Origin of the sequence: Mitsuaria chitosanitabida ATCC BAA-476 = NBRC 102408, from assembly GCF_001598255.1 — a bacterium.
GTDB classification, from domain to species: domain Bacteria; phylum Pseudomonadota; class Gammaproteobacteria; order Burkholderiales; family Burkholderiaceae_C; genus Roseateles; species Roseateles chitosanitabidus.
This window is the reverse complement of the sequence record NZ_BCYP01000035.1, coordinates 102,520-119,937: the sequence shown is the minus strand read 5'-3', so window position 1 is coordinate 119,937 and position 17,418 is coordinate 102,520. Positions and strand designations below refer to the sequence as shown.

Sequence of the window (17,418 nt, the reverse complement as noted above, 5' to 3'; positions counted from 1 at the left end):
CGCCATCGCCCGCCAGCCTCCGCCGACCTGATCGCGGTCGCGGTCGCGGTCGCGGTCGCGGTCGCGGTCGCGGTCGCGGTCGCGGGGGAATCGTCCGCGTGACAGCGTCCCGTTGACACGGCTGACCCTTCCCCCCATGAATGCGGGGGCCGGGAAGGCCCCATGTTTACAGTCGTGAACAATTGCACACGGGCGTTACGCGTACATTGGCCCGCTCAGACGCCCGAAGAGCGTCGACCGCGGAGGAGTACGAATGGACATCACGAATGCGCCGCCCGGCACGACGACAGGCGCCAGCGCCGTCGGCTCGGCCGGCGTCGACGTCGACCGTGTCCGCGCGACGCTGATGATCCTGGGCATCGTCCTGCATGCCGCCGATGTCTTCATCACCTCCGGCGACTGGCTGGTCGCCGACACCCACCGCAGCGCCGTCTTCGACGCCCTCGTCGCCCTGATCCACAGCTTCCGCGTGCCCGGCTTCTTCCTGCTGTCGGGCCTGCTCTTCTCGCGCAGCCTGAGCCGCCACAGCACCCCGGACCTGGTCGTGCGCCAGTTGCTGCGCCTGGGCCTGCCGCTGCTGGTGTGCTGGATGCTGATCAACGGCGCCCAGCACGCGCTGCTGGCCGCGGCCCACGGCCAGGATCCGTGGGAGGCGATGCTGTCGTTCTCCGGCCCCATCTACCACCTGTGGTTCCTGCGCGACCTGCTGGTGCTGAATCTGCTCGTGCTGGCCTGGGTCGCCCTGGTGGGCCGCTCGAAGCGGCGCGCGGTGGCGGGCCAGGGACGCCTGTCCCGGCTGCTGGACCGGATCGAGGGCCACGGCCCCTCGCACTGGATGTCGGTGGCGCTGAGCGGCGCCATGGCCAGCCTGGCGCTGCTGATCGTGGTGCGCCTGACCGGGTGGGCCTACGCCAAGGGTCCGGGCGAGCTGTCGCTGTTCGACCTGGCGTTCTACGCGCCGATGTTCTTCGCGGGTCTGGCGATGAGCCGCCGCCGTGGCTGGCTGGAAGCCTGGCTGCGCACGCCGCTGTGGCTGCTGCCGGTGGCCGCCTTCGCGGCCAACTGGGGTGACGTGGCCAGCGACACGCTGCGCAGCGCGCTCGCCCGCGAGATGGCGCTGGCCGTCCAGTTGGTGGGCATCTGGGTCGCCACGGGCGCGGCCGTGGGCGCGCTGGGACGGCTGCGCGGCGCGACGAGTGGCGGCCTCGGCCGCATGCTGTCCGACGCCAGCTACACGATCTTCCTGATCCACCACCTGCTGGTGGTGGCCCTGGCGCTGCTGCTGCTGCCGCGCGACTGGCCGGCGGTGGCCAAGTTCGGCCTGATCACGGCGGGCGCCTTTGCGCTGAGCCTGGCCTTCCACCGCTGGGTGGTGCGGCCCTTCGCCTTCATGCGCCTGTTGTTCAACGGACGCCTGCCCTCGCCCCAGGCGCAGACCGCCGTCGCCACGCATCGGGCGGCTTGAGCGCCTGACTCGCCGAAGGCCTCAGGTCCCGGAGGACCGTCAGCCCATCGATCCGACGACCGCCTCGCGTCCTCGCAGCGCTCTTGCGCCGGAGACGCCAGGCATCGCGACGCGCCGGCGCGGTCTCCCGACCGCCCGGCAGCCACCGCTGCCCCGGTGATGGCGCGCGATCAGTGCGTGTCGAGCGCCGGGAAGCCCTTGATCAGGTCGTCCACGGCCTTGACCTGCTCCAGGAAGGGCTTGAGCTGCGACAGGCGCAGCGCGCTGGGGCCGTCGCAGCGGGCCTTCTCCGGCTCGGGGTGCGACTCCAGGAACAGACCCGCCAGGCCCAGCGCCATGCCGGCGCGCGCCAGCTCGGTCACCTGACCGCGGCGGCCGCCCGAGGCGGCGGCACCCGATTCGCGCTGCTGCAGCGCGTGGGTCACGTCGAAGATCACCGGCTTGCCACCGCTGACCTGCTTCATCACGCCGAAGCCCAGCATGTCCACGACCAGGTTGTCGTAGCCGAACTGCGCGCCGCGGTCGCACAGCATCACGTTCGGATTGCCGCCTTCCTCGAACTTCTCGACGATGTTCTTCATCTGTGGCGGGCTGACGAACTGCGGCTTCTTGATGTTGATGACGCGGCCGGTCTTGGCCAGCGCGATCACCAGATCCGTCTGGCGGGCCAGGAAGGCGGGCAGCTGCAGCACCTCGCAGACGGCGGCCACCGGCTCGCACTGCCAGGGCTCGTGCACGTCGGTCAGCACCGGCACGCCGTGGGCCTTCTTGACCGCCTCGAAGATCTTCAGGCCCTGCTCCAGGCCGGGACCGCGGTAGCTGTGGATGGAACTGCGGTTGGCCTTGTCGAACGAGGCCTTGAACACGTAGGGGATGCCCAGTTCCTTCGTGACGCGGACGTACTCGCCGCAGACGTCCACCGCGAACTGTTCCGACTCCAGCACGTTGACACCGCCGAACAGCACGAACGGCCGCGCGTTGTCGACCACGATCTCGTTGATCTTGACCATTTCGATTTCCTCAGACGAAGCGGCGAGTATCCCATGCGCCTCCCGGCGCCCCGGCCCCTGTCCCTGGCTTCGCCGACGTTCTCCCGGTCCCGCCCCGCGCCAGGTCCTCGCCCCTCCCGGATTCGACCGCCGGGATATCCATCCCGACCTGGGCGCGCGCCGTGCGTGCAGTATCACCGCGCTTCACATATCGAACATTTCATGAGTATCTCGCACGCCCGCCGGAGTATGTAACGGGCTGCAATTCATCGTCGGTCCGAGACATTCTTCAGGTTATTCCGAACCCGTCCGGATGTGTCAAACCGTACACCAATTCGGGCGCCGAATATTCCCGGAATGCGCCACGCGGCCGCGCCGCTCCTCTGGAAATCACCACCAGCCGACCTCCATACTGAATCCATCCGCGGCGATGACTGCCTGGGCAGACGCCGCCGCCGGATTCCCCTGGTGGATGCCACATTCAGTAACAACAAGCACCCGCCCATGGAATCTCCGATATCCATGGCGCATGACAAGAAGAGATTGCGGGCATTTAGTCGTCAACGTCCCCATATTTTCGAGATCATCATGCTGGGTATTTCCTCACGATTCTCCGTTTCCGCGTCGCTCACCCTCACGACCCTCGCCGCCAGTGTCATCCTGGCCGGTTGCGGCGGTGGCGGCACCGGCGGCGCGACGGCGGTGGAGGCCGCCTCCACGACCGCCGACGCCTCGGCCACGGCCGCGAGCACCGCCTCCCCGGCGGTGAGCACCGCCAGCACCACGGCCACCGCCAGCGTGCCCGCGCTCACCACGAGCGCGCCGGTCGCCACCGGCACGGCCTCGCTGCAAGTCGCCGCCGCGAGCTGCCAGATGGGCGTCTTCGGCAGCTTCGACCGGCCTTTCGCGCCGGAATCCCCCTGGAACAGCCGCCCCGTCGCCCCCGTGCTGGGCAGTGCGACCGTGCCGGCCTCCACCTACTACCCGTCGGTGGCCAGCGGCGCCTGGTCCAGCGCGGCCTTCAAGGCCACGGCGGACGACGCGCCCATGGTCGTGGGCGGCACCTCGAGTTCCGGCCTGTGGGATCCGGACAGCGAGACCTACCGCGCCAGCATCACCATCCCGCACTGGCCCGCCGCCACGACGCCGGCCACCGGCAGCGACGGCCACGCCGAGGTGGTGGACACCACCACCGGCATCGTCCATTCGTTCTGGGGCCTGAAGCAGGTCAACGGCGCGTGGGTGGCGAACCAGTACGCCTGGACGCCACTGGCCGGCCGCGGCATGGGCGATCCCTCGCACTACTACCAGGGCGCGCGCGCCGCGGGCGTGTCCACGCTGGGCGGCTTGATCCGCATCGCCGAGGCCAATGACGGCGACACGATGTACCGCCATGCGCTGGCCATGTCCATGGACATGACCGGCCTGAGCGCCAGCCCGACCTACCGCTTCCCGGCCACGTCGGCCGACAGCAACGCCGCCACGACCAACACCGGCCAGATCCCGATGGGCGCGCTGATGATGTTGCCGGCCAGCTTCGACGCGCAGGCCCTGGCCACGCCGGAGCTGCGCAAGGTGGCCGAGACGCTCAAGGCCTACGGCGCCTATGTGGTGGATCGCAACACCGGCACGCCCTACGTCATCTACGTGGAGAACGGGGCCGACTTCAAGCTGCACAAGAACGGCTGGAGCAACGCCACCGCCAACGACCTGAACCTGATCCGGGCCGCCCTGCGACCGCTGGAGAGCGCGGCCGCCTGGGTGGACGGCAACGGCCAGACCTCCGGCTACGTGACGGACACGGCGCTGAACCTGCTGTCGATGCGCGGCGCCTGGTATCGCACCAAGGGCACGGTGAGCGGCGTCTTCGACACCTGGCGCCAGGCGCTGGTCTTCCCGGCAACCACCACGCTGATCGAGCAGGCCAACGCCACCGGCCGCGCGGTCGCCGGGGTGAGCTGGGCGATGCCGACGGCGGCCGACAGCTACCGCCTGACGGTGGCCGGCACCGGCGGCGCGACCTTCCGCATGACCATCGCGGACAAGGCCAGCGGCGCGGTCCTGTACGACAGCGGCTACCTGGCCGACGGCGACACCGCGACCTTCGCCTGGCCGGCCGCCGCGAGCTTCAAGGTCACGACCTGGGCCCGCAGCGGCACGGGCAACGTCGAGTCCACGCTCCAGCCGACGCTGGTGCGCGTCGAGGCCGCGCCGGTGGGCGTGTCGTCGATCGCGGCCTGCGCGTCCTGATCGCGATCGCGGGCGAGGCCCTCGGCTCGCTCCAAATGGAAAGACCGCGCCTCGGCGCGGTCTTTTCGCAGGCACGGGGCGCGAGGGATCGCGCGCGGCCGGGTCAGACGCCCTGCGGGGCGTGGCCTCGGCCGATGGCGTGGTGCTCGATGCCCAGCGTCTTCATCAGCGCCGGCTCGTACAGGTTGCGGCCGTCGAAGATCACTGGCTGCTTGAGCTCGTCCTTGATGCGGTCGAAGTCCGGCGTGCGGAACTCCTTCCACTCGGTCACGATGATCAGCGCGTCGGAGTCGGCCAGCGCATGCTCGGCGCGCTCGCAGAAGCTCACGCCCGGCGTCTGCGCCAGCAGGCGCGAGGCCTCGCTCATCGCCACCGGGTCATAGGCCGCGATCGCGGCGCCGCGCCTGACCAGCTCCTCGATGATCACCAGCGACGGCGCCTCGCGCATGTCGTCGGTGTTGGGCTTGAAGGCCAGGCCCCACAGCGCGAAGCGCTTGCCGGCCAGGTCCTCGCCGAAGCGCGCCACCACCTTGTCGACCAGCACGCGCTTCTGGCGCTCGTTGGCCTCCTCGACGGCGTTCAGCACGAACAGGGACTGGCCATGCTCGGTGCCGGTGCGCACCAGCGCCTTGACGTCCTTGGGGAAGCAGGAACCGCCGTAGCCGGCGCCCGCGTACAGGAACTGGTAGCCGATGCGCGGGTCCGAGCCGATGCCGCGGCGCACCAGCTCGATGTCGGCGCCGACCTTCTCGGCCAGCAGCGCCAGCTCGTTCATGAAGCTGATGCGGGTGGCCAGCATGGCGTTGGCGGCGTACTTGGTGAACTCGGCGCTGCGCACGTCCATCACGAACAGCCGGTCGTGGCTGCGGGTGAAGGGGGCGTACAGGGCGCGCATCATCAGCGTGGCCTGCTCGTCGTCCGAGCCCACGACGATGCGGTCGGGCTTCATGAAGTCCTCGATCGCCGCGCCTTCCTTCAGGAACTCGGGGTTGGAGACCACGGCGAAATGCGCGTCCGAGCCGCGCTTGGCCAGCGCGTCGGCGATGGTGGCGCGGACCTTGTCGGCCGTGCCCACCGGGACCGTGCTCTTGTCGACGATGACCTTGTAGTCGGTCATGCGCTCGCCGATGGAGCGGGCGGCGGCCAGCACGTACTGCAGGTCGGCCGAGCCGTCCTCGCCCGGGGGCGTGCCCACGGCGATGAACAGGATGGTGCCGTGGTTCACCGCCTTGTCCACGTCGGTGGTGAACTGCAGGCGGCCGGCCTCGACGTTGCGCTTGACCACGGCGTCCAGGCCCGGCTCGTGGATGGGGATGCCGCCCTCGTTGAGGACGCGGATCTTGTCGGCGTTCACGTCCAGGCAGACCACGTGATTGCCCATCTCGGCCAGGCAGGCGCCGGTGACCAGGCCCACGTAGCCGGTGCCGATCGTCGTGACTTTCATTCAAAAACTCCCGGTTGATGCGTGAGGCGGCGCCGCGTCGCGACGTCGCGAAGATCTCATTGCTGGTAGTACTCGCGGTACCAGGCGACGAAGCGACGGATGCCCTCGGGCACCGGCATCGCCGGGCGGAAGCCGGTCCAGGCGGCCAGCTCCTCGACGTCGGCATGCGTGGCCGGGACGTCGCCGTCCTGCAGCGGCAGGAACTCCTTGATCGCCTCGCGGCCCACGGCCTGCTCGATCGCGCCGATGAAGTCCATCAGCGGGATCGGGTCGTGGTTGCCGATGTTGAAGACGCGGTACGGCGCGTTGGAGCGCGCCGGATCGGCCGTCACCGGGTCGTAGCCGGGATCGGCGGTGGCGGTCCGGTCCAGCACCCGCACGACGCCTTCGGCGATGTCGTCGATGTAGGTGAAGTCGCGGATCATCTTGCCGTGGTTGAACACCTTGATCGGCTCGTTCGCGAGGATGGCCTTGGTAAACAGGAACAGCGCCATGTCCGGCCGGCCCCAGGGGCCGTAGACGGTGAAGAAGCGCAGGCCCGTGGTCGGCAGGTTGAACAGATGGCTGTAGGTATGGGCCATCAGCTCATTGGCCTTCTTGGTCGCGGCGTACAGGCTGACCGGGTGGTCCACGCCGTGATGCTCGCTGAAGGGCATCCGCGTGTTGCCGCCGTAGACGCTGGAGCTGGACGCGTAGGCCAGGTGCCGCACCTCGGTGTGGCGGCATCCTTCCAGGATGTTGGTGAAGCCGACGATGTTGGCGTCGATGTAGGCATGCGGGTTCACCAGCGAGTAGCGCACCCCGGCCTGCGCCGCCAGGTGGACCACGCGGTCGAAGCGGTGCTTGGCGAACAGGTCGGCGATGCCCTGGCGGTCGGCCACGTCCATGTGGACGAACTCGAAGCCGGGCTTGCCCTGCAGACGCGCCAGGCGGTCGTGCTTGAGCCGCGGGTCGTAGTAGTCGTTCAGGTTGTCCAGGCCGACGACCTGGTCTCCGCGGGCCAGCAGGATCTGGCTCACGTGCATGCCGATGAAGCCGGCGGCGCCGGTGACGAGTACTTTCAATCCTGCTCCCGGGGGTGAGGCGTTGAGAAACGGCGCCGATTCTCACCCAGTCGCATGACGATGCCGAGTGCGCCCCCCCGCTCAGTCAGGGGTGACCGGCCCGCCGGGGCGAGAACTTCGTCTCGGCCGGCCGGGGCAAGGCGGCCGGCGGCGGCTCCGGCCGACGCAGGGCCAGGCGCAGCCGGCCCAGGCCCTGGTAGGCCCATTGCGGGAGCAGGCTCAGGCGCAGCAGGCGCCGGCGCTCGGCCGCGAAGGCCCGGGTGTCCATGGCCCGCAACACCGCCCGGCCGGCCGCCCGGTCCCCCCACTTGATCTGGTGGTGGGCGTGGGCGACGCGGAAGAAGTTGAGGAATTCCTCGATGTCCGTGCCGACCTCGACGTCCTCCGGATGGGCCAGGCGCCAGGCCTCCCCAGTGTCGAAGAAGGGGTAACGGGCGGGCGGCGCCAGACGCACCAGCGCGCGGTCATCGCCATCGGCGTGGTAGCGCGCGCCGGGACGGGGGTCGAAGGCGATGGCCCCGATGAACAGCAGCCGGATCCACGTGTCCAGGTCCTCGCCCAGCCGCACGCCCACCGGGAATCCGCCCACCCGCAGCAGCGCCGCCTTGTCCACCATCACCCCCGACGAGCAGACGGGAGACCCCTGCAAGGCGATGCGGAAGAAGTTCCGCGGCGTGAGCACGACGGGCGGGCCGCTGTCGGGCCGTACGCCGGGGCTGCGGCCGCCGTCGCGGCCGACGATCTCGTAGTTCGCGGCCCAGCCGACCGCGTCGGGGAAGGCCAAGCGCAGGCGCCACAGGCGTTCCAGGTGGTCGGGCAGCCAGGTGTCGTCGGCATCCACGAAGGCCACCACGGGGCAGGCGGCCAGCGCCACGCCCCGATTGCGGGCGGCGGACACACCGGCGTTGGGCTGGCGCTCCAGGCGCAGGCGGGGATCGGCATGAGCGGCCACGATGGCCGCGCCGTCGTCGGTCGAGCCGTCGTCGACCACCACCACCTCGATGTCCCGCACGGTCTGCGCGAGCACCGCGTCCAGCGTCCGGGCGATCTGCCCGGCCTTGTTGTAGAGCGGAATGACGACGGACAGGCGCGGTGGGGCGGGCGGCGGCATGGACGTTTCCGGCAGGGGCGATGGCCGGATCCCGGAGGTCCGGACGAAGGCGCCGGTCCCCGTCGCGACCCCAAGCGGTGCGGAATTCCCTGCCCTGGTGCCGAAGCGGGCGCTCGACGCACCAGGATGGTAGGAATCGGTCGGGGCCGCGTCACGGCCCCCGTGTCCCCGAAGGGCGCGTCGCCTGTCCCGCGCTCAGCGGTCAAACGGCCGGGGCGCCGACATCGGCCTGCCATGAAGGCCGGCCCTCTCCCCCGCGAGCCGCCGCCGCCAGGCGGGCGGGAGCTCGAACAACACCATCCCGGCGCGTCCCTGCACCCGCTGCCAGAGCCACCAGGGCAGCAGCGTGCCGGCGACCACGCCCAGCAGCAGGTGGAGGCTGGGGCTGCCCAGGTGCAGCCCTTTGGCCAGCAGGATGCGGACCCCGCTGGCGACCAGGATGTGGGCCAGGAAGATGGCCATCGACGCCCGGCCCAGGGACGCCAGTCCGCGGGCCAGTCCGCCCGGCCGCGCGGCGATCACGAGCGCCAGGCCGCAGGTCGCGGCGATGCCCAGCCCCGCGGCGATCAGACCGCTGAGCCGCACCCAGTCCCCCGGGGGCGACGGCGCCAGCGTCAGGACCAGCCCCAGCGCGACGGCGCCGCCCAGCACGCCGGCCAGCGCCAGGCGGCGCAGCACGCCGTCGCCCCATCCGCGCGCGCCCAGCCAGGCACCCGCGGCGAAATACACCAGCATCGAGGCGACCGTGGACAGCGCGGTGGGCCATGCCCCCTGCTGAAGGAAGTGAGTCACCAGGCCGATGGCGAGCAGGGCCGGCACCCCGGCGCGCGGCCGGCGCGCGCACAGCGCCAGGGCGATCAGGCTGATCAGGAAGAGCGCGTGCAGGAACCAGAACTGCGCCCGCGGCGCCCAGGCCAGGGCGAGCACCTCGCCCGCCGCGAGGGGATGGCGGGTCCAGCGGGACATCGCGAGTTCGATGCCGCCCTGCAGCAGCGACCACAGCACATAGGGCCAGAGCACGGTCGCCACGCGGGTCGCGAGGTAGTCGCGCGGACCGCGTCGCGCCAGCGAGCTCGGAAAGAACCAGCCCGACAGCAGGAAGAACAGCGGCATGTGGAACGCATAGATGAGCGCGTCCAGCGTCGCGAACCACCCGGGATCGATGGCGATGCCGCTGTTGGCGAGCCCGCGCGCCACATGGCCGTAGACCACCAGCAGGATGCCCAGCCCCTTGGCGACGTCGATCCAGCCGGACCGCGCCGCGGTCCCGAGGCCGATGGCCGAGGGGGCCGAAGCGACGGCGGACGGGCCGGGCGCGGGCGTCATCGTCGGTCGAGCACTTCGCGCTTGCGAAGGCCCTGCTCCTGCTTGAGCTTCAGGTAATGGCGGCCCTGCTCGACCAGGGTCCGGAAGGCGTCCATGTCGCGCGTGCCGATCTGCACCGCCGGGTTGCCGCCCAGGATCGCCCCGGGCGGATGGGACTTGGTCACCACGGCGCCGGCGCCGACGATGGTGCCCTCGCGCAGCGTCACGCCGGGCAGGATCATGGCGCGCATGCCCACCCAGACGAAGCGTTCGATGGTGACGGGGCGCAGCAGGTCGACCTCGTCGTAGGGAACCATGGTCGCGTCCCGGTGGCGATGCATGGACGTCATCACCGCCACGCCGGGCGCGAAGATCACGTGATCGCCGATGGTCAGGCCGCCCTGGCCGTTGAAGTAGCCGCCGCCCTCGATGTGCACGTGGTCGCCCAGCGTGATGCGCTCGGGGAAGACGAAGTCGTTGCGGCCGGCGATGCCGCAGCCCTGGCCTTGCGCCTTGAAGGTGACCGTCGCCGCGGGCCGGCCCGTCAGCCGCCGCAGGATGCTCGAGAGCCTGCCCATGTCGTGATTCCCTCTTCGTGTCGTTGTCGTCGGTCAGGGGCCGCGTGGACGCCTGTCATCGCCGGATGCGCCCGCTCAGGCCGGCGCCCCGCCCCGCTTGAGCTTCGCCCGCAGCTTGCCGAGCACCGCCGCGCGATGCTCGGGGCGCAGGAACACCGCCCACAGCAGCGCCAGCCCGAAGGCGCCCACGCCGCAGGCCGACAGGCCCAGTGTCAGCCAGGCATGCGGATGCGCCAGGTGGGACACCGCCAGCGCCGCCGCGAAGACCGCCGCCGCCATGCCCAGGATGGGGAGCACCTCGCGGGCGAAGGTCCACCAGGGACGCGCCAGGATGTGGGCCGCGTACAGCGGCGTGAAGATCAGGTTGCGCAGCAGCAGCACCAGGCCGCCCGCGATGGCGATGCCGTACAGGCCCCAGGCCTTGGCCATCCAGATCGCCAGCGCCAGGTTCACCACGCCGGCCAGCACCTGCGTGATGCCGGGAATCTTCACGTGGTTGGTCGCCAGGCTGATGTTGTGCAGCGGCAGATAGGCCAGGTTGAGCGTCAGGTGCGCGGTCGCCAGGATCATCACCAGCGACAGCGGCGCGAAGTCCGGGCCCAGCCAGACGCGCAGGATCGCCTCGGAAAAGCCGCAGACGATGCCGATGGGGATGGCCATCACCAGGCCCAGGTGCCGCACCGAGGCGCGGGCGTAGTCGATCATCTCGTCGATGCGCCCTTGGGCGTGCAGCGTCAGGATCGTCGGGCCGAAGACGCCCGACACCACCAGCGCGAAGTTGCGCAGCAGCATGGACCACTGCAGCACCAGCGCGTACTGGCCGCCCGCGGCCGGACCGACGATCTTGTTGGCCACCAGCAGGTCGATGTTGATCAGCAGCAGCGTGCCGATCTGGCTGATGAAGACCCAGCCGCCGGTGCCGCCGATCTCGCGCACCATGCCCCAGGAGAAACCGTCCACGCGCGGCTTGAGCGCCGGTGCCAGCCGGCGCGCGGCCACCATCACCACCGCGATCGTGGCCAGCGCCGCGCCCAGCACGCTGGCGCCGACGTGCCACAGCCGCGGCGCGGTCAGGTGAAAGAGCACCAGCACCGCCACCACGCGCGCGACCAGGCCCAGGATGTTGCCCAGGTTCTGCAGGTCGAAGCGGTTGCGGCTGTAGACCACCGACTGGAAAGGCGTGCCCAGCGTGGTGACCGCCAGCCCGCCGACGGTGAGGAAGAACAGCCAGCCGGCGTCCGCCTCCAGGCCCGCGGGCACGGTGATCCACTCGGCGATGTGGGTCAGCAGCGGCAGGCCCAGCACGCACATCAGCAGCCCGACCAGCACGCTGGCCCACAGCGAGGAATTGAAGATGCTGTTGGCGCGCGCCTGATCGCCGCTGCTCATGGCGACGGTCAGGTGCCGGCCCACCGCCGCGTTCAGGCCCGCCGTGATGACGTTGAAGTAGCCCGCCACCGTGACCGCCAGCGGCACCAGGCCGTAGGCGGCCACGCCCAGTTGGCGCACGAGGTAGGACACCAGCCACAGCGAGACGACGATGTTCAGCCCGAAGAACGCGACGTTGCTGACCAGGTTGGCCCCCAGCTTGCCTTGCGCCACGTCAGCCTCGCGATCCCGCGGCCGCCGGCGCGGCGGGCGCCTCGGCGCGCCGCTTCAGCACCGCGCTCACGCGGGACATCAGCCGGTACAGCGTCTGTGGCAGGCGGCTGGCGCGCAGCAGGCGATCGCGTTCGGCGGCGAAGGCCTCGGTGCGGCAGTCGGCGAGCACCGCGCGCCCGGCCGCCTTGTCGCCCCACTTGATCTGGTGATGCGCATGGGCGATGCGGAAGAAGTTGTGGAACTCCTCCATGTCGCGCGCCACCTGCGTCGCCTCCGGGTGCGCGCGCATCCAGGCCTCGTCGGTGTCGAAGAAGACGTAGCGGGCCGGCGGCGCGTGACGCGTCAGCGCGCGCTCGTCGCCGTCGGCGTGGTAGTAGGCGCCGGGCCGCGCGTCGAAGGCGATCGGTCCCGAGAACAGCAGCCGGATCCAGGTGTCCAGGTCCTCGCCCAGGCGCACGCCGGCGGGGAAGCCGCCCACGCGCCGCAGCGCCTCGCGGTCCACGGCCACCGCCGAGGAGAACACCGGCGTGCCGTCGCGCGCGATGCGGAAGAAGTTCTCCGGCGTCAGCAGCAGGCGCGGCTCGCGGACCTGGGTCACGCCGGGCGTGAGCCGGCCGGCCAGGTCGACCACGTGGTAGTTCATCGCCCAGGCCACGGCGGCGGGCCAGGCCTCGCGCAACTGCGACAGGCGCTCCAGGTGGTCGGGGTACCAGGCGTCGTCGCCGTCCAGGAAGGCGACCACGTCGGCGCGCGCCAGCTCGACGCCACGGTTGCGGGCCACGGACACGCCGCCATTGGCCTGGCCGTAGAGCCGCACGCGCGGATCGGCGGCGGCGATGCCGGCGACGACGTCGGGACCGTTGTCCTTGGAGCCGTCGTCGATCACGACGACCTCGAAGTCCTGCAGCGTCTGGCCCAGGACCGACGCGAGGGCCCGGCCGATCTGGCCCTCCTTGTTGTAGAGCGGGATGACGACCGAGAAGCGGGGCACGGGCGCGGACATCAGCGGCGGCCCTCGCAGTAGGGCGCGGCGGTGAAGTTCAGCCGGGACACCTCGCAGGAGTCCTTCACCGGCCGCGTCCACAGCCTCATGCGGCGGCCGTCGATCGCGAGCTTGGCCACGCGGCGGGCCGTCTCCAGCGGATCGACGGTGGCGTCGCCGGCGCGGTACTCGGGCGCGTAGCCGATCTCGTCGAGGAAGTCGCCGCACTTGCGGTGGTACTCGACCAGGATGAAGGGCACGCCGGCCGTGTAGGCCAGGATGCAGGCGTGCAGGCGCACGCCGAAGATGGCGTCGCAGCGCGCGAGCTCCGCGTGGACCCGCCGGGAATCGCTGTCGTAGGGCAGGCGCTCCACATGCGGATAGCCGTCCAGCGAGGCGATCACCTCGTCGGTCACCGCATCGTCGCCCGAGGCCGGATGGCCGTTGAACACGAAGAAGCGCAGCGCGAAGCCTTCCTGCGCCAGCGCCTGCGCCGTCGCCTTCACCGAGGCCACGCGGCGCTTCTCCTTCTCCAGGTCGCCGTTGGCGTAGTAGCGCTCGACGTTGCACACGCTGATGCCGATCACGGGTCGGCCGGCGGCGCGCTCCGGCAGCACGGGCGCCGGACTGTCGGCCATCACGTCCAGCATCAGCAGCGCCGGGTCGAAGGCCTGGATCACGGGGGTCTCCACGCCCATGCCCTTCACGATCTCGAAGGAGGCCCGGTCGCGCACGGCGATGTAGCTCATCTCCGAGATCAGCTTGCGGATCTCGCGCTCGCCCTCGGCGGACTTGAAGGGGCCGACCGACACGCCGGCCGCGGCGATGGACTTGCGCCCCACCTTCTGCACCAGCGACTGGCGCAGCAGGTTGACCCACAGCTCCTGCGGGGAATGCAGCGTCGAGCCGCCGAAATACACCATGTGCCGCGCGCCGAGGCCGCTCAGGGTGCGCGACAGCGTCTGCTGCCCGGGATAGCGGCGCTCGGCCGGGATGATGGCCTGGGCCGGATGGCCCAGCACCGGCAGCTCCGAGGCGACGAAGGCCAGGTCGCGCGCGCCCCAGTACTTGCGGCTGCCCCAGTCGGCGACGACGCAGAAGACGTCGTCGCCGGTGTTGCGGTAGCCGTAGTAGCCGTTGAACAGGAAATCGGTCATGCGGGATCCGGAGGAAGGTGCGGGGTCGGGACGGTCTGGGGGCAGGTCTTGCCGGGGATGGTCGGGCTCAGGTCGCGGGTCCGCCGCCACGCCGCGTGGCCGCTCGCCACAGCAGCCCGGCCGCGAAGGGGATGCCGTCCACCAGGTAGCGGCGCGCGAGGCGGCGCGGCTCCTGCACGACGCGGTGCAGCCACTCCAGGCCGCCGCGCTGCATCCAGCCGGGCGCGCGCTTCACGTCGCCGGCGACGAAGCTGAAGCTCACGCCCACGCCCAGGTACCAGGCCCGCGGCGCCAGCGGCCGCAGCTGGGCGGCGAGCTTCTCCTGCTTGGGCGAGCCCAGGCCGATGAAGACGATCTGCGGCTGCCAGTCGGTGAGCAGCGCGTCCAGCCGGGCGACCTCGGCCGGCATCTGCTCGAAGCCGAAGGGCGGGCACAGGCAGCGCACCTGGCCGGCGGCCACGGCGCGGGGCACCAGGCGCGCGGCGGCGGCCTCGGCCGCGCCCTCGTTCCCGCCGATCAGCGCGATGCGCAGGCCGGCGCGCTCGGCCGCGCCCATCAGCTCGACGAACAGGTCGGAGCCCGTCAGGCGCCCCGGCAGCGGCGTGCCCTGCAGCTGGCTGGCCCAGACGATGGGGCGGCCGTCGGCGGTGAAGACGGTGGCGTCGGTCACCAGCGCGCGGAAGGCGGGCTCCACGCGCCAGCGGCGCAGGATGTCGATGTTGGGCGTGACCACCCAGCCGCCACGACCGGCCCCGGCCTCGGCCACGATGTGCGCGCTCAGGGCGGGGACGGTGCTCGCCACGAAGGGCAGTCCGTCCACGCGGATGGTGGGCAGCACGGCGCCCGCCGCGGCGGCGGTCGGCGCGCCGACGTCGGGCGTCACGGGAATCGAGGTCGTGGTGTCGGACATGGGTCGGGCGTGGGTTCGAAGTCGGTCGAGGTCGGTCGAGGTCGATTGAGGTCGATTGAGGTCGGGTCGGTCGAGGTCGAGGTCGGGTCGGGTCGATGGAAGTCGGGTCGGGCGGCCGCGCCGCGGCCGCTCAGACGTCGCGCTTGGTGCGGACCCAGTCGACCTGGCGCTTCACCACGAAGCGCAGGTAGAGCGGGATCTTGGCCAGCAGGATCAGCGGAGCGCGCACCAGCTCGCCCAGGGTCAGGAGGTCGGCGGCCCAGCGCCGCTGCGCCAGCACGATGGCCAGCGCCAGGCCGACCAGGCCGGCCAGCGCCACGGCCAGCGGCGCCCACCAGCCCAGCAGCAGCGCCAGCGCCAGCTGCACCAGCGTCCAGCCCACCAGCAGCATCGCCAGCAGCGCCAGCGGTGGCACCAGCATGTCCATCACCTGCAGCAGCTGCGCGCCACGGCGCGGTCGCATCGATTGCCACAGCAGCTTGGGGCCCTCGCCCACCAGCATCGCCAGGTGGCCGTGTTCCCAGCGGGTGCGCTGGCTGGCCTCGCCCTCGCTGCTGTTGGCGAAGACGCTGGTCACCCGCGCGTCCTCGCACAGCAGCGGCGGCGCGCCCAGCTGCGCCAGGCGCACGCCCAGCTGCATGTCCTCGGCCAGATGGCCGCTGGCCAGCGGCGCGCGCACGGCCACGTCCCAGGGGAAGGCCATGCCGGTGCCGTACAGCCCGCAGGGCAGGCCCACCTGGTGCATGCCGCGCGGGCGCACCAGGTTCTTCACGCGCATCGCGAACTCCGCCACGCGCGCCTTCAGGCCCTCGTTGGCGGCCGACATCAGGTAGGTCGCCTGCACCGGTCGCCCCGTCGCGTGCGCCACCGCGGCGATGCGCGGCAGCAGGCGCGCGCCCAGGGTGCAGTCCGCGTCCAGGATGATCACCACGTCCGGCGACTGGCCGGTCTCGCGCGCCAGGCGCTCGAGCTCGCGCACGCCGAAGTCCAGCGCATAGCCCTTGCCTCGCTCGGTCTCATGGAAGCGCTCGACCACGGTCACGTCGAACTCGCGCGCCTGCGCGGCCGTGTCGTCACTGCAGTTGTCGGCCACGACCAGCACCCGGTCCGACGGGCCGAGCTGGGCCAGCGCCTGCATCAGCGTGGGCCGCAGGCCACGGCCCTCGTTGTGCGCGGGCATGACCACCGCGATGCGGGCCGGCCGGGGGAACTCGGGCAACGCCCGGCGATCGGGCAGGAGCGCGAGCAGCACCTGGGCCAGCACCAGCAGCGCCGGCCCCGCGACCAGCAGGCTGCCGATCAGCACCAGCGCCCAGGGCAGTCCTTGCAGCAGCTCAGGCATGCGCGCGCTCCTTGCTGAAGACGTGCTCGTGCAGCAGCTCGGCCAGGCGCGCGGCCTCGTGATCGATGTCGTGGCGGGCCAGCGCGGTGGCACGGGCCGCCTGGCCCACGCGCGTCAGCTCGGCGTCGTCCAGGGTCAGGCACTCCACCATCGCGTCGGCCAGCGCCTGGGCGTCGCCGGCCGGCACCAGCCAGCCGTTCTCGCCGTTCGTCACCAGCTCCGGGATGCCGGCGATGCAGCTGCTGACGCACGGACGGCCCAGGGCCATCGCCTCCATCATCACCACGGGCAGGCCCTCGGCGAAGCTGGACACCACCATTGCGCGCGCGCCCAGGATCTCCTCGCGCACCCGCGCGCTGGACACCCAGCCGGTGATGCGCACCTGGCGCTGCAGGCCGTGGCGGGCGATGCGGGCCTCGATCAGCGCGCGCTGCTCGCCGTCGCCGGCCAGCACGAGCTCGAAGTCGGGGACCCGCGCGGCCACGCGGGCGGCGGCCTCGATCAGCAGCAGGTAGCCCTTCTGCTCGGACATGCGGCCCACCGCCACCATGCGGTGGCCGCGCGGCGCGGGCGCCTCGACCTGATGGAACTCGGGGTCGAGGCCGCAGCGCACGATCTGGATCTTGTCCCAGTCAGCCGGGTCGCACCAGCGGAAGAGCTGGCTGCGGCAGAAGGAGGTGATCGCGGTGACGAAGCGCGCGCGATGGATCTTCTCGCCCAGGTACAGCGACGCGGGCCGGTCGAACTCCTCCGAGCCGTGGACCATGATGCTGTAGCTCGGCCCGCCCAGCTCGGCGATCAGCGCGGCCAGCTCGGCCGGGTTGGTCGCGAAGTGCGCGTGCAGGTGGCTCACGCCGGCCGCGCGCAGCATCGGCACCGCGACGCAGGCCTCGGCCAGGTAGATCAGGTGATAGGGCCAGGGGCGATCGCCGCCGCGGCTCATCTTCAGCGCGAGCTTGAGCGCCGACAGGAAGCGGCCCGGCGAGGACAGCGCCATCGCCACGCTGGCCTTGAGCAGGCGGCCCATGCCGTCCTTCAGCAGGTAGCGGGTCTTGCCCTTCTCGATCTGGTCGACGGGATCGGGCGCCGGATCGTCCCAGCCGCGCACGGCCATCCGGAAGACGTCGAAGCCCTGCTTCTCCAGGCCGAGGATCTCGCGCCGGATGAAGGTGTGGCTGACCTTGGGATAGTGGTTGATCAGATAGCCCACGCGCGGACG

General features: G+C 71.3%; 14 protein-coding genes. 2 read left to right on the top strand and 12 right to left on the bottom strand.

Going from position 1 to position 17,418, the window contains the following annotated elements:
- The first annotated feature begins 253 nt into the window (after positions 1 to 253).
- Positions 254 to 1,465 carry an acyltransferase family protein gene (locus MCHT01_RS21640; RefSeq protein WP_067068594.1) on the top strand — a complete coding sequence of 404 codons (1,212 nt, stop codon included), beginning with the start codon at positions 254 to 256 and terminating at the stop codon, positions 1,463 to 1,465.
- A 170-nt stretch (positions 1,466 to 1,635) separates the two neighbouring features.
- On the opposite strand, the gene kdsA is transcribed toward MCHT01_RS21640, so the two are convergent.
- Positions 1,636 to 2,475 (bottom strand): 3-deoxy-8-phosphooctulonate synthase, encoded by an 840-nt coding sequence (gene kdsA / locus MCHT01_RS21635; RefSeq protein ID WP_067068591.1) that lies wholly within the window; start codon positions 2,473 to 2,475, stop codon positions 1,636 to 1,638.
- A gap of 567 nt (positions 2,476 to 3,042) precedes the next feature.
- Here kdsA and MCHT01_RS21630 point away from each other — a divergent pair.
- Entirely contained in the window at positions 3,043 to 4,704 is a 1,662-nt protein-coding gene (locus MCHT01_RS21630) for a hypothetical protein (RefSeq protein WP_067068589.1), read from the top strand.
- A 103-nt stretch (positions 4,705 to 4,807) separates the two neighbouring features.
- Here the strand turns inward: MCHT01_RS21630 and MCHT01_RS21625 are convergent, their stop codons facing one another.
- The 11 genes from MCHT01_RS21625 to MCHT01_RS21575 all read right to left on the bottom strand — a co-directional run bounded on the left by MCHT01_RS21625 (position 4,808) and on the right by MCHT01_RS21575 (position 17,409).
- Complete coding sequence (locus tag MCHT01_RS21625; RefSeq protein WP_067068586.1) at positions 4,808 to 6,148, bottom strand: UDP-glucose dehydrogenase family protein; 1,341 nt, start codon at positions 6,146 to 6,148, stop codon at positions 4,808 to 4,810.
- A 56-nt stretch (positions 6,149 to 6,204) separates the two neighbouring features.
- Complete coding sequence (locus MCHT01_RS21620) at positions 6,205 to 7,212, bottom strand: NAD-dependent epimerase (RefSeq protein WP_067068583.1); 1,008 nt, start codon at positions 7,210 to 7,212, stop codon at positions 6,205 to 6,207.
- A gap of 85 nt (positions 7,213 to 7,297) precedes the next feature.
- On the bottom strand, positions 7,298 to 8,323 hold the full coding sequence (locus MCHT01_RS21615) for a glycosyltransferase family 2 protein (RefSeq protein WP_067068582.1): 1,026 nt from the start codon (positions 8,321 to 8,323) through the stop codon (positions 7,298 to 7,300).
- Between the two features lie 195 nt (positions 8,324 to 8,518).
- Entirely contained in the window at positions 8,519 to 9,649 is a 1,131-nt protein-coding gene (locus MCHT01_RS21610; protein ID WP_067068579.1) for an acyltransferase family protein, read from the bottom strand.
- Positions 9,646 to 10,206 (bottom strand): acyltransferase, encoded by a 561-nt coding sequence (locus tag MCHT01_RS21605; protein ID WP_067068577.1) that lies wholly within the window; start codon positions 10,204 to 10,206, stop codon positions 9,646 to 9,648. Before MCHT01_RS21605 ends, MCHT01_RS21610 begins: the two co-directional genes overlap by 4 nt.
- Before the next feature lie 75 nt (positions 10,207 to 10,281).
- Positions 10,282 to 11,808 carry a lipopolysaccharide biosynthesis protein gene (locus MCHT01_RS21600; RefSeq protein WP_067068574.1) on the bottom strand — a complete coding sequence of 509 codons (1,527 nt, stop codon included), beginning with the start codon at positions 11,806 to 11,808 and terminating at the stop codon, positions 10,282 to 10,284.
- 1 nt (position 11,809) lies between these two features.
- Positions 11,810 to 12,811, bottom strand: coding sequence for a glycosyltransferase family 2 protein (locus tag MCHT01_RS21595; protein WP_067068573.1), 1,002 nt, complete (start codon positions 12,809 to 12,811; stop codon positions 11,810 to 11,812).
- Positions 12,811 to 13,947 (bottom strand): polysaccharide pyruvyl transferase family protein, encoded by a 1,137-nt coding sequence (locus MCHT01_RS21590; RefSeq protein ID WP_067068570.1) that lies wholly within the window; start codon positions 13,945 to 13,947, stop codon positions 12,811 to 12,813. The genes MCHT01_RS21595 and MCHT01_RS21590 overlap by 1 nt, the downstream gene beginning before the upstream one ends.
- Positions 13,948 to 14,014: 67 nt before the next feature.
- A complete protein-coding gene (locus tag MCHT01_RS21585; RefSeq protein ID WP_067068568.1) occupies positions 14,015 to 14,857 on the bottom strand; it encodes a WecB/TagA/CpsF family glycosyltransferase in 843 nt (280 codons plus the stop codon).
- Between the two features lie 130 nt (positions 14,858 to 14,987).
- Positions 14,988 to 16,199 carry a glycosyltransferase family 2 protein gene (locus MCHT01_RS21580; RefSeq protein ID WP_148661656.1) on the bottom strand — a complete coding sequence of 404 codons (1,212 nt, stop codon included), beginning with the start codon at positions 16,197 to 16,199 and terminating at the stop codon, positions 14,988 to 14,990.
- Positions 16,192 to 17,409 (bottom strand): glycosyltransferase, encoded by a 1,218-nt coding sequence (locus tag MCHT01_RS21575; protein WP_067068705.1) that lies wholly within the window; start codon positions 17,407 to 17,409, stop codon positions 16,192 to 16,194. The genes MCHT01_RS21580 and MCHT01_RS21575 overlap by 8 nt, the downstream gene beginning before the upstream one ends.
- Positions 17,410 to 17,418 lie beyond the last annotated feature (9 nt).

What these genes read in the sequence shown, in the direction of transcription:
- kdsA (WP_067068591.1), bottom strand. Translation starts at nt 2,475, where the DNA reads ATGGTCAAGATCAACGAGATCGTGGTCGACAACGCGCGGCCGTTCGTG.
- MCHT01_RS21580 (WP_148661656.1), bottom strand. Translation starts at nt 16,199, where the DNA reads ATGCCTGAGCTGCTGCAAGGACTGCCCTGGGCGCTGGTGCTGATCGGC.
- MCHT01_RS21585 (WP_067068568.1), bottom strand. Translation starts at nt 14,857, where the DNA reads ATGTCCGACACCACGACCTCGATTCCCGTGACGCCCGACGTCGGCGCG.
- MCHT01_RS21625 (WP_067068586.1), bottom strand. Translation starts at nt 6,148, where the DNA reads ATGAAAGTCACGACGATCGGCACCGGCTACGTGGGCCTGGTCACCGGC.
- MCHT01_RS21605 (WP_067068577.1), bottom strand. Translation starts at nt 10,206, where the DNA reads ATGGGCAGGCTCTCGAGCATCCTGCGGCGGCTGACGGGCCGGCCCGCG.
- MCHT01_RS21640 (WP_067068594.1), top strand. Translation starts at nt 254, where the DNA reads ATGGACATCACGAATGCGCCGCCCGGCACGACGACAGGCGCCAGCGCC.
- MCHT01_RS21595 (WP_067068573.1), bottom strand. Translation starts at nt 12,811, where the DNA reads ATGTCCGCGCCCGTGCCCCGCTTCTCGGTCGTCATCCCGCTCTACAAC.
- MCHT01_RS21590 (WP_067068570.1), bottom strand. Translation starts at nt 13,947, where the DNA reads ATGACCGATTTCCTGTTCAACGGCTACTACGGCTACCGCAACACCGGC.
- MCHT01_RS21615 (WP_067068582.1), bottom strand. Translation starts at nt 8,323, where the DNA reads ATGCCGCCGCCCGCCCCACCGCGCCTGTCCGTCGTCATTCCGCTCTAC.
- MCHT01_RS21610 (WP_067068579.1), bottom strand. Translation starts at nt 9,649, where the DNA reads ATGACGCCCGCGCCCGGCCCGTCCGCCGTCGCTTCGGCCCCCTCGGCC.
- MCHT01_RS21630 (WP_067068589.1), top strand. Translation starts at nt 3,043, where the DNA reads ATGCTGGGTATTTCCTCACGATTCTCCGTTTCCGCGTCGCTCACCCTC.